This is a genomic window from Paenibacillus sp. 11B, assembly GCF_030487755.1.
GTDB lineage: Bacteria > Bacillota > Bacilli > Paenibacillales > Paenibacillaceae > Paenibacillus > Paenibacillus vandeheii.
This window is the reverse complement of sequence record NZ_JAUKNS010000001.1, coordinates 808064-821943: the sequence shown is the minus strand read 5'-3', so window position 1 is coordinate 821943 and position 13880 is coordinate 808064. Positions and strand designations below refer to the sequence as shown.

The window sequence follows — 13880 nt, the reverse complement described above, 5'->3', positions numbered from 1 at the left end:
ACATGAAAAAGATATTGAAGGGGGAAGGCGATTTGCAAAGAGATACGATCTTTACGGTTTTATGTGGATGGCTGTTGTCTGCCATGGTGTACTTGGTTGGAGGGATGGATCACCTGTTTATTGCAGTAACGATTTTTGTGGGGTTGGATTACATGACAGGTGTGTTATCTGCTTGGTACAAAAAGGAACTTTCCAGCAGGGTTGGATGGTGGGGACTTGCTCGCAAGTCACTGACATTTGTATTCGTCATTATTGCTCATCAACTGGATATAGTTTCGGGCAATTCCAACGACTTTATGAGAGATGCCATGCTGATGTTCATCATCGGTACTGAAGGAATAAGTATTCTCGAGAACATGGGAAAATTAGGACTTCCTGTACCGAAATTTATCACTTCTGCTCTTTTCAAGCTTCGGGGTGAGGAAGATCAATCTGAAGGGAAGGAGAAGATGTAATGATTCCGATTACCAAGGACTACATACCTGTTAATAAATATAGTCGAGCGGGAATGAAACTGAAGGCTAAACGAGGAATTGTTATGCATTATACGGCTTCTCCAGGAGCATCGGCAAGAAACATTAGTACATATTTTGCGAGCTTAGCACAGCAAATTGGGAAAGGTCGTTATGCAAGTGCACATTACTCTGTAGATCGAACTTCCATCTATAATAGCCTTCCAGATGATGAACTTGCATACCATTGCGGGAGTGAGACGTATACAAAGGAAGCTTTATCCCATCTTGGAACATATCCAAACAATAGCACAGTGGGAATTGAAATGTGTATTGAGAAGGACGGCAGCATTCATGAGGATACATTTAATAACGTTGTAGACCTTGCAGTATATTTGATTAGTGAACGTGGCTTTCCCAATGTGTTCTTTACACATAAAGAAGTTGTTGGGTGGAAGGAATGTCCATTACCTTGGATCAAAAAACCTGAGGAATATGAAAGATTTAAGCAAGTAGTCAATTCTAAATTAAGTCCACTTAAGGAAGAAGTGGCTACGGAGGATGATGATATGAATAAAGTGCTGGATTATGCTCAATGGACATGGAATGAACTTGATAAATACGTAGGAGATGCCTATAACGACAAAATCATTGACGAATGGGCATGGGTGGAGAAAGTACGCAAGAAGAAGCTCACCTACGGGGAATTGCTCATGTTGAAGGTTTTGATTGATGAACGCAGACGCCAAAAAGCTTGAGAGGACGATAAGGTAAAGAGAGGATTATTCGCAACGTTCATTTAACCAATCATTAAAATGAGCTGCGTCTTTCAAAAAATAATAATTTTGTATGATCACAATTTTGGTAGGATGTTCATGCTCATATTGTGAGTGAAACAAGGTTGAATCCACCACTCCAATTACAGAGTGATTTAAATGGTCTGTAACATGTTCTAAACCTGCTTGGTTCATATAACCATCCTTTCGTTAAATAGGTCATGTTGAAGAAGGAGATATCTGTGATGTCTCCTACATGTTCTATACGAGTTCAGAGGATGGATGTTAAGCCGTCTAATGTAAATTAGAAAAAAGTAGAGCCCCAAGTCCAATGACTTGAGGCTCTACTTTTTTGGCTTCGTTTTCCAAAAAAAATATATATCCGGTCAATTCTAAATACTGAAACTGTGTAGCTAATCTTGTAAAAAAGCGGAAAGGGCTTCATCTGCAAAATCGAGTTCTGCAAAGGCTCTGCACACTTTCTGGAAGGATCTAATGGTATTGGTTTCGTATAAAATGTTAATGGGATCGAAACCTAGCATAACTAGCGAATCAACAAGTTCTGTCTGGTCCACTTCGATATGGTGCAGTGCTTCAAGCATGGTTTCAATGACTGCTAAAAATAGAATTGCTTTATTTACTTGATCCATACGTGTTGCTCCCTTCGTTAATTCCTTTTCTCCTGTCATTCTGCCAAGGTCTATTCTTAGAATAAGCAGGGTGAGATGGAAAATAACGCGAAGCACATAAGCAAGCCAATATAAACTAAATAAATCTGAAATGAGGGGAGAACAAAAAAACAAAATAAAAATAAAAGGTCAGATGGATTTCAATGAATCTCCCCTAGTATGTAAGATTAGGCGTTCTCGTTGACCTCATTGATGATTGAATCAATTAACTCATCATCAACCAATGTACTGGCTTTTTCAAGTGCTGATAAAATGCCTTGCGGATTATCAAAAAAAACATTAAACAGAATGGGAGCGACGTCGTCTATGTTAATTTTCTGAGCTTTAACCATACTAATCAGAGCAACAACGATTTCGTGCCCCTCAACATTGCCTTCCATGAATCTATTTCTTAAGTGAGTTGCCACTGCTTCGGTCTTTGACTGCGAGTACGCCATTACATTCCCTCCAACGATTGAATAGTCTAAGTAGTGCTCCTCTTTTATGCAAGTCTAAACCAGGTTAGATTAGGAGTTATCTTAACAATAATAAGTCAGTTAGTTCAATTTATCAATAACTACTACAGCAATGAAATTTCACATGAATCCTGTCTATATACAACAAAAAAGACCCTAGAAGGGTCTTTTTTTTGGTCTTCCTTCCCAATAATCGGGAAATCCTTCGTAGTCCCAAGCGTACAGATTTTCGCTGTCTGCCTGAATGGCAACATCTGCTCCTGAACCGAAATCAACACCTACAGAGCCAAGTTCTTTTGCTTTAATGGCTAATACTTTGCCAGGTGCCCCTGCACATACAAGAGCCAGTTTCCAAGGTGTTTTTTTATGGATGTTTTCCATTTCTTTAGAGGCTGCGCTCACATGAGACCAAGAGGGACAGTCCACTGTTGCAACGATGCCTGTCCAACCGTAACGGCGTTCCAGAACTTCTTTGTATTGTTCGGCCTTGGCTCCACAGATGAGTATGGGCATGGTTTTGAACGTTTCATAGAACAGCTTAAACCGGGCGATGTAATTATTTTCAAACGCATAAAATGTCTTCTTGGGCTTAATCTTGTAATACGCTAGACACATATCAAACAAGGGTCTGAAATACCAGTGATCCGTCTGAGTCAAGTGACCAACATAATCGGCTTCTCTCAGGCAATGTACAATGATCTCTCTCGCTCCTGCATTGGGTAGCGTAATGCCACAGTATGTGGGATCATTCACCCACCCGTAATGGGATTGGATGAAATCCATGGTTAGGACAGTTCCATGGGCCAGAATAGTATTGGAAGCATCCCCGAATCGAACGGAAGCATGAGGTTCTCCATCCGAAGCCTTTTGGAACCAGTTATGAATTAATTCAACGCTCCCAAGCACGCTCTTCACCCTCTTTCGGATTGAAATGATTCAAGTCCTTGTTGTACATCTCCATCATCTCCTTCTTTTATAGAATAGAAGAAACAGATCATTCTCTCTCCTCTTTCGTGTGAAAAGTCTTTTTTGTTGGATACGCTGAAGATTGGCGAAGAACAGTCTACACTATGTGAAAGGGGAGGGATGAACGGTGGCTGACGTATTCATAGGTGCTCCTGTGAGAAACCGGGCATGGATTATGGAGCGGCACTTGCAGTCGCTCAAGCAACAGACAGTAAACAAGCGATTTTTTTACATTGTGAATGATAGTGAAGATCAGACAGAACAAATTTTAAATGATCATCAAATCTCGTATATGACTTATAACTTGGGCAAGACATGCGGTCATTTGCGCGGTCAATACTCCTATCACCATCTGGCGCAACTAAGAAATATACTTTTGGATGAGTTTCTGAAATCGGATTGTGATTATCTGTTTTCCATTGATACAGATATCATTATTCCTGAACAGAGCCTGGAGCGCTTACTCGAAAATGAGAAGGACATCTGTGCCATGCTGATTCGAAATCACCCAAGATTAAAGGCTCATAATGCAATGATTGGTGGAAAGCACGTACAAAAATTCAGCGAGGGCGTAATCCCCGTTGATTTGACAGGTGCCGTGTATCTGATTAAACGCGAAGTTATTGAAGCGGGAGTTCGATATGGTTCACATCCGATTGGTGAGGATGCTCCTTTCTGTGAGCAGGCTCAGCAGCTTGGTTATGGACTATATGTGGATACACGGCTTCGTCCGGTTCATGCCTATGAGGAAGGAGTGGAGTTGGTTGCTGAATTGGCTGGTACATAGAAGTAGGCAAAAAAACGCATGTATTGAAAGCATTGAAATGACGATCATATATCCACCTGCACTCGATTGGAATCTGTTGTTTCAACGTCCACAGCAATTAATGACCGCATTCTCCAAGATTCCAGGGGTGCGTGCTATTTTTATTAATGAAGAAACGTATAAGAAACAGAGCCGTCCGATTGAAAAATTGAATGACGACCTCTTCCTTGTGCAAAAGGGTATTAACTATGACCATCTAGTCAAAGGAAAAAAGGTACTCTGGTTCTCCAGTCCAGGTCAGTATAACTATGGGGATGGTCGTAATTTTGATTTTACCGTATTTGACTACTTGGACAATTCAGCCGATGAATTTGCGGTGTGGAAGGATTACATTCCGAAATGTTTTGAACGAGCAGATCTTATTGCTACAACGGCTAAGGTGATGTACGAAGCTCATAAAAATGACGGCAAACCGATCTTTATGTGCCCGAATGGGGCGGATTATGAGCATTTTAAGAAAGCGCGTGTATCACTCCCAATACCGGCAGACTTCCCCGAAGTTAAGGAGAGACAAAAGGTTGTGGGATTCCATGGGGCTATGGCTTCATGGGTGGACTATTCACTTATTACCGACATTGCAGACAAGGGATATCATGTAGTTCTGATAGGAAACAATGCTCTGTATCAAAAGAACATTGTGCATCCGAATATAACTTGTCTTCCACATAAGGATTACAGAGTTCTTCCCGCCTATATTGCCCAATTTGATGTTTGTATTGTGCCATTCAAACTGACAGAAATGATCCGTGGATGTGACCCGATTAAATATTACGAATATTTGTCTGCGGGCAAGCCTGTTATAACGACTCGTATGGAGGAAATCGTCAATAAATACAGTGATGTAACCTACTTTATGGATCGCCATAATTGTGGGCAGATGCTTCAGAAAGCAATTAGTGAGAACAGCGAGGCCAAAATCGCGGCCCGTGCAAAGGTGGCAAGAGCTAATGGCTGGGACAGCAGGGCTATGGAAGCTGTCAAAATGATAAATCAGGTGATAGGAGGCAACGCGGATGAAACAGATGTTCAAACGAATTTTCGGTAGCCAGGCGGCTAAGCCGCCAATTGAAGTTGAAAAAATAGAGGTTCAAATGAGTGAGTTCAATTTTGAAAAATATGTGCCCCAAACCAATACAACCATTGTATATCTGCCTGCTATAGATTTTCACAGTGAACGATTTGGGCGTCGGCCACAACGACTGTTAAGAGAACTTGCGGCGATTGGTTATCATGTGATTTATATAAATTCCAGTGATGAGTTTTATCAGGTGGATGCATTGGAGTATCCTCACCCTGAGCTTCCGAATTTTGTCGTGGCTCGTGTTGGTCAGAATGTTCGTCCGTTGTTTCAGGGTGAAAGAGTCATCTATTGGGTGAATGACAGCCGCTTGGCAAGTTCGGTCGAGACATCATATCCTAATCTGGTTGTATTCGATTCACTTACGGATCCCGACCGATTTGAAAAAGACAAGCACAAGATGGAAGCTGTTGCTGACGTAGTGTTTATTACACCAGAGCGAATTTATGAGCATGGAAAATACTGCTCTCATGTTCATCTGATTACTGCCGATGAATTCGAAATCAAGGAGCGAGCAGAACAGATTGCTCAAATTATAGATGAATTGCCCAATAGACCGGCCCCTCTTATGTAGGGGTCTTTTCTGTTTATTTGATCTTAATAGAAGCTGTTCAGCTTACAGAGAAATCCCGTTTAAACTTTCGTTCAACGTATTCAGTGATATGTGTTAGGGAATGAGATTAGCGTTCTACACTATGAAAAGCAGAGACAGCCACCAGCCAAACTGCTTGGAGGAATGAAATTCTGATCTTTTCAATCCTTCGACCAGCCGCAGGCTCATGTAAGTCTCGGTAGCTAAATAATGATATTACAAATCTAAGGAGTGGACTGTTCAATGGCTAAAAAAATGATTATCAAAGGTGTAGGTACATTCATGGCGAAGCGTTATCCTACAGACCCGCTGGGTGCAATTGAAGTAATTACACTGGGTACCCTGCAAGATCTGAAAATTGACCTCAATGTAGAGCTGGAGGACATCTTTGGGGGTGATGGCCTGTTCGCCATCGACGTACTGGTGAAGTCGAAGTCCATTGAAGTATCTGCTACAGATGCTAAGTTCGATCTGGATGCGATTCAGCTGATGATGGGTTCAACCGTACAGGAACAAGTGAAGTCCTACGTATGGGTTTTGAATGAGCAGGATACTGTAACTACTGGCGCAAATAATTCCGGATTTGTTGAAGTCAAACCCAAATATGCAAGTTCAATTTATGAAAATAACGGAGATATTACGGTTCGTCTCAAAGACTCTAACAAGTTGCTGAAACAACTCAGTTCAAAGGCTGCAGCTGTGGCACCGGATGAATTCTTCTATGATGAAGCAAATGATGTTGTAGTTCTGAACGCTGCGCATATCAGTAAAGAAATTGTGCTCAACTACAAACGCGAAGAAGTGGTAGACATGGTTGATTTGCTGGTTGACGAAGTGCCTTTCCCAATCTCTGTGATTCATCATGGTACATTCCAGCAAAAAGATGGCTCTTTTGCAGGAGTTGAAACCGAACTGTACATGTGCCGTGCCAAAGGTACATTCAGCATCAATGCTCAGCGCGCTGCAGCATCGGCGTCTGCGATTTCCTTGCAGATTCTTGATCCTGAACGTGCAGACGGCAAATTGGGAAGCATCAAACGCTTTAGCGCAACAAGCAAAATCTAAGATCTCATACGATGTTCCATTGCTCCTGGCAAGGTATTTTACGGTGTCTGTGTCCTCCCCTGCACAGACCCTTGCCTTGCCAGGTTCTTTATTTTACAGGGGAGAGTATGTTCAGGGGAGGTTCTAATGATGGTGGAAACAGAACAGGAAAAGGCTGAGCGTGAGCTGGCGGAACAATTGAACGAGGAAGCTGCCGAACGAATCAAAAATGATCCGGCGAATAAACGGGTAACCCCCGAGGAAGCCGAAGCTGCTGAACGGGCATTCTTCGAAGATGATGAGATTATAACACTGCGTGATCGGCGGAAGTACCGCATCCCGCCATGTAACCTGAAGGATGCACGTCGTCTGATGAAACTGCTGAAAACGGTGAACATCGACGCCATTATTCTTAACTTTATTCCAACAGAGAATGATGAACTGGATGCAAAACGACAACAGGACTTATTTGATGTGTTGGCTATGGCGTTTAAAAACTATCCGCACATTGTGACCAAAGATGAACAGGGTGAGTATGTCATTAATCGAGAATATCTGGATGAGTACCTTGATTTAAATACGGCTCGAAAAGTCATTGATATGCTTATTGGTCTAAATGGTCTAAAAAAGTAGAACGCGCCGAGGGTGAGCCTCTGGAGGGAACCGAAATCCGTGATGAGGAAACGCAAGAGCCAATTCACTGGGGAGAAATCTTCTTTACCCTTCACAAGCACTGTGGGCTGAACAAGTGGGAGATCTGGGAGTACACACTCCCTCAGGTCGCGGAGCTGTGCAAGTCAGCCGAGAAATATATTCAATTTGAGGTTGAATTAATGACGGCACCTCTTCGCATGTTCGGTGGCGGCAGAGGGGAAGAGGAAGTTGGGGAAGATGGAAGTATTAGACGTAAACGGACCTTTGATGACGCGGACTACACAGAAATATCCGAGGATGACATCGGTTTGCTTGCACAAGCACTTGGAGGATAAGTGAGAGACGTCCCGTTTGCCTACACTAAGGTAGAACGGGATTTATGTATAAAGGTGGTGATGAATTTGGCTAATACAGAAGAACAAAAACACTCTTTAACCCAAGAGATATTAACGGATGTGGAACAGTCTGATATCCGAACCGCAGACCTGAAAGATGGAAATCGATCAGGCATTCAATCCCTTGTTCAGCGTGTTGAAGAGATGAGGGACGATATGCAGTCCCAAATGATTGCAACGTTAACCAAGGATTTGGAGACATTTTATCGTGGGGCTTTCAATGAAATGAAAGATCTGCCGGAAGCTGGTTCACAGGAGCTATTGAACTCCATGGGCAACATGATGAAATATATCTCCTCAGGCAAAGCCATAGGGTACTCACCCACTATGCTGAAGGAATCACTTGAGTCGTCACGTCAAATGGATGACCAGATGACCAAGGCCAATCAAAATTTCGAGATCAGATCATCAGGTCAGACAGGTCAAACAGACGGGATCGTCAAGGACCTGCAACGGATTGCACTGCAGCATGGCATGGATCAGGAGGATGTGGGTCTCGCATATCGCATTGGTTCCCGTTCCTATGATAATCCTGAGGAAGCCACAGCCTTTGCTAAAGAAGTCGCCAAGTTGAATTCGTTTGACAATGTGGATGTAGAGAAGACTGCTACGGGCTTGGAAGGTATTTCCACTGCTTGGGAACTGAGTGGTTATGATCTATCCAAAGTGACGGACATGATGCTTAAGGCTGCAACTATCTCACAGATAAACATCCAGGATCTGATCAAGGCCATGCAACAAACGGTGCCTGCATCGGGTGAACGTGATGGTGAAGTAACAAAAGAAGATGCTCTTGCCCGTTTCATGGCTACGTCTTCATTGTCTCTTCAGGAGAAAGGCCATTCAACGAGTGGTGGTTTAGCCCAGGATCAAGCATCAGTTGGCGCTCTTGAGGAGCAACTTAAGGCAGTTGACGAGAATAAAGCTTCCATGGTTCCGCGGACAGAGACAAGAGATAACTTGCAATTTCGTCAAAGCCAGTTCCGTACTGCATTCCAAATCTCTACATATGAAGCCATGAAGGGGTTGAAAGAGGATTTTTCTGGGCTCCAGACCTATCTTATTTCGTTCTTGCGATTAATTGGAGACCAAGCCAGCGGTATTTCAGATCATATGGAACTGATTAATCGGATTATGGAAGAAGCAGGTGTTCAAGTGGCCTGGGACAAGTTCGCCGATGTGATGAACAAAGGAGAACAGACACGTTATGGTATGGGTGATACAGGTACAGTGAAGAGCGAAAGCTCAGGAGGCAACACATCCTACCCAATCGGAGTTGCTGATGTGCACCGTGCGGGTGTAACGCAGGAAAGGGCAAGACAGCAAAACCGTCTTCGTGCTCAAGGTACCCGTAAAGCGGAGATACAGACAAGGGCAACTGCCAAGCAAGAAGAAGTGTTCAAGCTACATACTAGACGAGATGAACAACAATCACTCTATGAGCAGGCAATCCAGAATGGGAATTCAGCAGCTTCTACCTTTCACGCAGGGGAACGTGACCAAGCGGAGAAGGAAGCCAAGGCCAAAAGCAGGGAACTTCGTCTGTTGCGTGAGGAATTGAATTCACTCGATGAACAGATCGCGAAGACAAAACGGAGTCTTGAATTTCTAAGCCGTGAGTTGGATGAAAACGGAAAAGCGATTATTCAGCTTGAACATCAAGCGAGAATGCTGATGTTGGCGATGGATGATATGGATCTGGATGCTGTGGAGCTTCGAAATAAGTTGTATTTCCTGAATGCCGAGTTCCTTTATGGCTCAACCGATGTTCAGCGTTACGAATCCGAGATCCAGAAACTGCGCAAACAATCGATTCTGTTAAATGATGTGCTATCCAAATTAAGAAGTGAAGTGAATGCCCTGAATGCCTCATTCAGACAGGGATCAATGGATGCTGCGGCATATATCTCCAAATTGAAGGAGCTTGAGCAGGCTCAATTGGCAGCGATGATGAACTCTTCTGGAGGAATACTGGTCGTTCCGGGTACGGGAAGTGCAGGTGCCGGATCAGCTGCAAAAGATGATAAAGATGAAGCGAAGAATAAAACCTTTGTGGCTCGACATGAAGACCTGATTAAGGATGTCATGAAAGATGCGATAATGGATGAATTCAATCCGGGGGGCGATTCCAAAAAGGAAAATCAAAAGACCAAAAAAAGGGGCCTACTTTCCAGATTTAAGGACATGAAAGAGACAGGCAATCGTAAAGCATTTTTTGACAGCAATGCTCCGACTCGTGATGAAGGTGGAAATATTCTTCGAGATAGACAAGGTAATTTGATTACTCAGCGTGCTATCAATGCGGAGCGTGCTGCACGTGGGATTAAAACACCGGGAAAACTTTCGAAATTAGTGAAAACCGGCTCAAGGTTCTTAAGACCTTTAAAAGCCGTACCAGGGCTTGGTGTTGCAATGGGGGCCATGGATGTAATTACAGGCCTTGTTGATCCGCTTAGCAATATGGGCAAGTCTGAAGCGGAGAAGCAGAATATTCGGGCTACAAACAAGGAAGAGTTGGCAAAACAATTCAAAGATGTGGAGCAGTCATCTTTTATAGGGAAAGTATGGAAGGGACTTAACCTGGGGATGGATGCCGCTATATCCGGGACAATGAGTACGGTATTTGGAGACAATGCTACCAATAACAAGTTTGGCGATTATGTGGATGGATTCAAAGCTTTGTGGACTGAAAATGGCGGAGATGCGGTCGAGAAAAAGTTGGCCAAAGAGTATAACTACGAGCAAGAGAAAAAAGAGTCGCAGCTTCAAATGGACAAGGAGTCCGGCAAGGCGCCTGAGCAGAACACTCAACCACAATATGTGCAGCCTCAGATTCAGTACATTCCTGCTGCTGGCGGAATGGGTACCATTGCTAACGGGTATACACCTCAGCCGCAAAGCAATGGCATTGATGAAATGATCGCCAAGATCAATCGTCAGCTCAACAAGTCAACAAGTGACAACGAAACGAATTATCAAGTTGCTCGATCCCGTCTGTTAATTAGCGGTGTCCGCGAGGATTCTGGCCAGATGCGCGCTCTGATGGAGAAATATTTGCAAGAAAATATCAAGTTTTTTGATAAGGCGATTGCTAGTTTGCAGAAGACGTATGACAAGATGGCTGAGGGCAAGGAAAAAGACGAACTCGGTCTGGAGATTAATGAGAAGAAACAGCAAAAGGCACAATCAGAGCTTGAACTGAACGGTGTTAAAAACAGTAAAATTGATGAACTCAGACGCAAGATGAATGATCAGCTTGAGCTGACACAGTTGGATTATGACAAACGAATGTACGATCTTTTGGCGGCCAATGGGGGTAAGGAAGATGCACCAGAATTGATTGCATTGAACAAATCTCGTGCATCTGAGCTGAACTCACAAATGAGTTCGATCAAGCAAGAATGGCAGAATTTGCTGAAAAGTGGCGTGTTTAAACCGGGCTCGGATGAATATATGGAAATTTTTAAACAAATCCAATCATTGGGTGTAGAACAGTCCAAGAATCTGGCCGAAATCAGCAAAAAAATGGATAAACCTATATCTACATTCAACATTCCAGCAGGACTTAAAGTCATGGATTACTTTGATTATATGACGACAAACAATACACATAAAAGTGTGATGGTTGGGGCGGGCGATGTCACGGTGCATGTGAATATCGACAATATGACTGGCAGTACAAAAGATGTGGAGAAACTGACGTCTTCACTGGATAAGACACTACGGCAGAACAACCCGGGTCTTGTAAACAGGATGGCTAGTAATGTCGGTGCAAGAATGGGGAGCAATTATCCCGTATCTTTTATTAGGTAAGGAGGGCATCTGATATGTCACAGCAAGACCCGTTTGGCTTAGTTAATGACCGGTATAAAAGAAAGCTGTATGTCGATACAGGGATGAAGTTCGAACCTGTGATGGGTCGGATTATTGATCCGTACTCTTCGCCGTCGCCCAATCCGCAAGTGAGGGAAATTAAAATGATTAATGCTCCCTCGCATTTCCATCAGATGGGTGTGTCTTCGTACAAGTCCATCATTAACATCCTGTTTAAAGACAAGCAGTCCTATCATGACTACGCCATGTACGTAGGCTGGACGCACAAATTTTATGATGAAAAGGGCAATATTTATGTTGGTGTTGTAGAGTCCATCAAAGTCGACCCTATCTTCTATCATCAGGATACGATGGATAAAGATCAGAAAGGGTACAAGGTCGAACTGACCATGACCCTGATCAAAAAAGATGGATATGACCGCAAGAGTGCGGTTCAGTTTCAGGATTTACAGACGACGGAAGGTAAGAATCACTGGGCAAGACATTCCATTGAACGCATGGCTGATTTGGGGCTGACTGTTGTAACAGAATTGGACGGCACACCCATTCTATACTTCAGGCCGGAAGATTTTATAACCAGAGCAGAATTTGTTACTTTCCTGATGCGCACCAAGCGTCTGTTGGAACGAACAATTCGAGAGTAGGGTGACCTACTCTCTTTTCTGTCTATTCTAAAGATAGGGGGTGTTTATCATACGAAAATGGGTTGATGTAAACGAAGGGGACTGGTTCTATAACGATGTTATGGAAGCCACGAATATGGTTTTGGAAGATGGTGAAGTCTTTGTTGCGGGGATCAACTATAACAAGTTTGAGGAAGGCAAGCCTTTTGTATATGAGGAAATCAAGGGACAAGCGGGGGAAACCTCATTTAGTCTGCCTGTTCTGATCAAGCCGACAGATAACAATCCACTGTATGTGTTTATTGATGGTGTTCAAACGATCTACCAAACGGCTGAAACCAATAGCAAGGGTTTAACGGATGTAGAGTTGTATACCGGTGTGAAAGCAGGTCAGGTGGTGTCCTTCTGTAGTTATGGAGAACCGTTGCTGGACAGTGATTGGAAGAGGCCACCCGTGTCCTGGACTGGAGATCTGCCCAGAGCTGCACTTAGTGCAGCGACGACATATTTCTACGATCCATTCAGTCGTAATCATCAGGAATATTTGTATGCAGCAGGGCAGCCGCTTCGCAGACTCAGTATTCCTTCCGAGGTATGGGCAGATACCATGGGGGATGCAGCGGCAGTAACCAAAATTGCAACAAAGGCAATCGGTTATCGAACAGATGTCTATTGTGTCAGTCCTGGGGGATCAGTGTTTCTTCCCTTTAATCTGAATGGTGTCACTTGTAAGTTCAACTATTGGACGAAGAATAGCGGTGGCGCATTCAAATTCAAGAGTGAAGACATTAAAGCGACAACCCTCAAGCCGGCATACAATAACTGTTTCTTTCCTAAAGCGATTATACAGCGGGGAGAAGCCTTTCATCTGATTAACAAGCTACGCAAGGTATTCTATGCCAGATTTACGGACAAGGAAGCACCAACGACGGGTATAAATGAGCCTATTACGGCATTTCAGGGACAACGGGTGTTTAGACTTAACGGCAATTATCCAGCAGGCAAAAAGAAACTTAAAGTTACAGTGAAATTCAAAGAAGAAAAAAAAGATAAAGTCCAAGAAACTCCGGCTTATTCGGAAATTGACAACCATACGGTTGTCTTCAATCAACCTTTCTCAGAAGGCGACGAAGTGACTTTCTATTATCTCAAGGATGTGAGCGAAAGGTTCGCAGACGTCGGAAAAGATTCGGCCATTTACTATCAGAACAAAGATGAGCGAGTCGTACAGAACAAGGATGCATTCTGGAAAATGGCTGTCTCTGAAATGGAAGACGAAACATTTGCCAATAATGATCCGCTGATTGCAGGCATCAATATCAAGAAAAAGGTGGATGGTGCAGCAGTGGTAACGAATATGGGCAGGCCTGTAGGTGGTACGGAACCGGATGAGACATGGTTTTTGGGTAACTCTGCTATGACACGGGCTGAAGCCGTGGCCTTCCTGGACCGATTCATGAAGTGGACCATTGAGCGATTCAAGTAAGGGGAGATAA

15 protein-coding genes are annotated in these 13880 nt (G+C 43.5%); 11 read left to right on the top strand and 4 right to left on the bottom strand.

Going from position 1 to position 13880, the window contains the following annotated elements; genetic code table 11:
• Positions 1-32: 32 nt before the first annotated feature.
• Together Q0V21_RS03635 and Q0V21_RS03630 are read left to right on the top strand one after the other, a co-directional pair.
• The gene (locus Q0V21_RS03635; protein WP_024630938.1) at positions 33-455 is read left to right on the top strand and encodes a phage holin family protein; all 423 of its coding nucleotides are present in this window, start codon (positions 33-35) and stop codon (positions 453-455) included.
• On the top strand, positions 455-1210 hold the full coding sequence (locus Q0V21_RS03630; protein WP_301877657.1) for a peptidoglycan recognition protein family protein: 756 nt from the start codon (positions 455-457) through the stop codon (positions 1208-1210). Before Q0V21_RS03635 ends, Q0V21_RS03630 begins: the two co-directional genes overlap by 1 nt.
• Positions 1211-1234: 24 nt before the next feature.
• On the opposite strand, the gene Q0V21_RS03625 is transcribed toward Q0V21_RS03630, so the two are convergent.
• The 4 genes from Q0V21_RS03625 to Q0V21_RS03610 form a co-directional block, all read right to left on the bottom strand.
• Positions 1235-1423: a hypothetical protein gene (locus Q0V21_RS03625; RefSeq protein ID WP_301877655.1), complete on the bottom strand. Its 189-nt coding sequence runs from the start codon at positions 1421-1423 to the stop codon at positions 1235-1237.
• Between the two features lie 218 nt (positions 1424-1641).
• The gene (locus tag Q0V21_RS03620) at positions 1642-1878 is read right to left on the bottom strand and encodes a hypothetical protein (protein ID WP_285078672.1); all 237 of its coding nucleotides are present in this window, start codon (positions 1876-1878) and stop codon (positions 1642-1644) included.
• A gap of 206 nt (positions 1879-2084) precedes the next feature.
• Positions 2085-2354 carry a hypothetical protein gene (locus Q0V21_RS03615; protein ID WP_094936936.1) on the bottom strand — a complete coding sequence of 90 codons (270 nt, stop codon included), beginning with the start codon at positions 2352-2354 and terminating at the stop codon, positions 2085-2087.
• Positions 2355-2528: 174 nt separating this feature from the next.
• Complete coding sequence (locus tag Q0V21_RS03610) at positions 2529-3278, bottom strand: GT-D fold domain-containing protein (protein WP_024634029.1); 750 nt, start codon at positions 3276-3278, stop codon at positions 2529-2531.
• A 187-nt stretch (positions 3279-3465) separates the two neighbouring features.
• Here Q0V21_RS03610 and Q0V21_RS03605 point away from each other — a divergent pair, with 187 nt between their 5' ends.
• The 9 genes from Q0V21_RS03605 to Q0V21_RS03565 all read left to right on the top strand — a co-directional run bounded on the left by Q0V21_RS03605 (position 3466) and on the right by Q0V21_RS03565 (position 13870).
• On the top strand, positions 3466-4125 hold the full coding sequence (locus tag Q0V21_RS03605) for a glycosyltransferase family 2 protein (protein WP_301877651.1): 660 nt from the start codon (positions 3466-3468) through the stop codon (positions 4123-4125).
• Complete coding sequence (locus Q0V21_RS03600; protein ID WP_301877650.1) at positions 4103-5209, top strand: glycosyltransferase; 1107 nt, start codon at positions 4103-4105, stop codon at positions 5207-5209. Before Q0V21_RS03605 ends, Q0V21_RS03600 begins: the two co-directional genes overlap by 23 nt.
• Entirely contained in the window at positions 5178-5816 is a 639-nt protein-coding gene (locus Q0V21_RS03595; protein ID WP_094936933.1) for a hypothetical protein, read from the top strand. The genes Q0V21_RS03600 and Q0V21_RS03595 overlap by 32 nt, the downstream gene beginning before the upstream one ends.
• Before the next feature lie 261 nt (positions 5817-6077).
• Positions 6078-6899, top strand: coding sequence for a hypothetical protein (locus tag Q0V21_RS03590; RefSeq protein WP_094936932.1), 822 nt, complete (start codon positions 6078-6080; stop codon positions 6897-6899).
• A gap of 126 nt (positions 6900-7025) precedes the next feature.
• Positions 7026-7511, top strand: coding sequence for a hypothetical protein (locus Q0V21_RS03585; protein WP_285078678.1), 486 nt, complete (start codon positions 7026-7028; stop codon positions 7509-7511).
• A gap of 200 nt (positions 7512-7711) precedes the next feature.
• Positions 7712-7867, top strand: coding sequence for a hypothetical protein (locus tag Q0V21_RS03580; RefSeq protein WP_236703702.1), 156 nt, complete (start codon positions 7712-7714; stop codon positions 7865-7867).
• A gap of 66 nt (positions 7868-7933) precedes the next feature.
• The gene (locus tag Q0V21_RS03575; RefSeq protein ID WP_301877647.1) at positions 7934-11740 is read left to right on the top strand and encodes a phage tail tape measure protein; all 3807 of its coding nucleotides are present in this window, start codon (positions 7934-7936) and stop codon (positions 11738-11740) included.
• A gap of 14 nt (positions 11741-11754) precedes the next feature.
• On the top strand, positions 11755-12405 hold the full coding sequence (locus Q0V21_RS03570) for an S-layer homology domain-containing protein (protein WP_053784469.1): 651 nt from the start codon (positions 11755-11757) through the stop codon (positions 12403-12405).
• Between the two features lie 115 nt (positions 12406-12520).
• Positions 12521-13870 (top strand): hypothetical protein, encoded by a 1350-nt coding sequence (locus tag Q0V21_RS03565; RefSeq protein ID WP_301877646.1) that lies wholly within the window; start codon positions 12521-12523, stop codon positions 13868-13870.
• Positions 13871-13880: the final 10 nt, after the last annotated feature.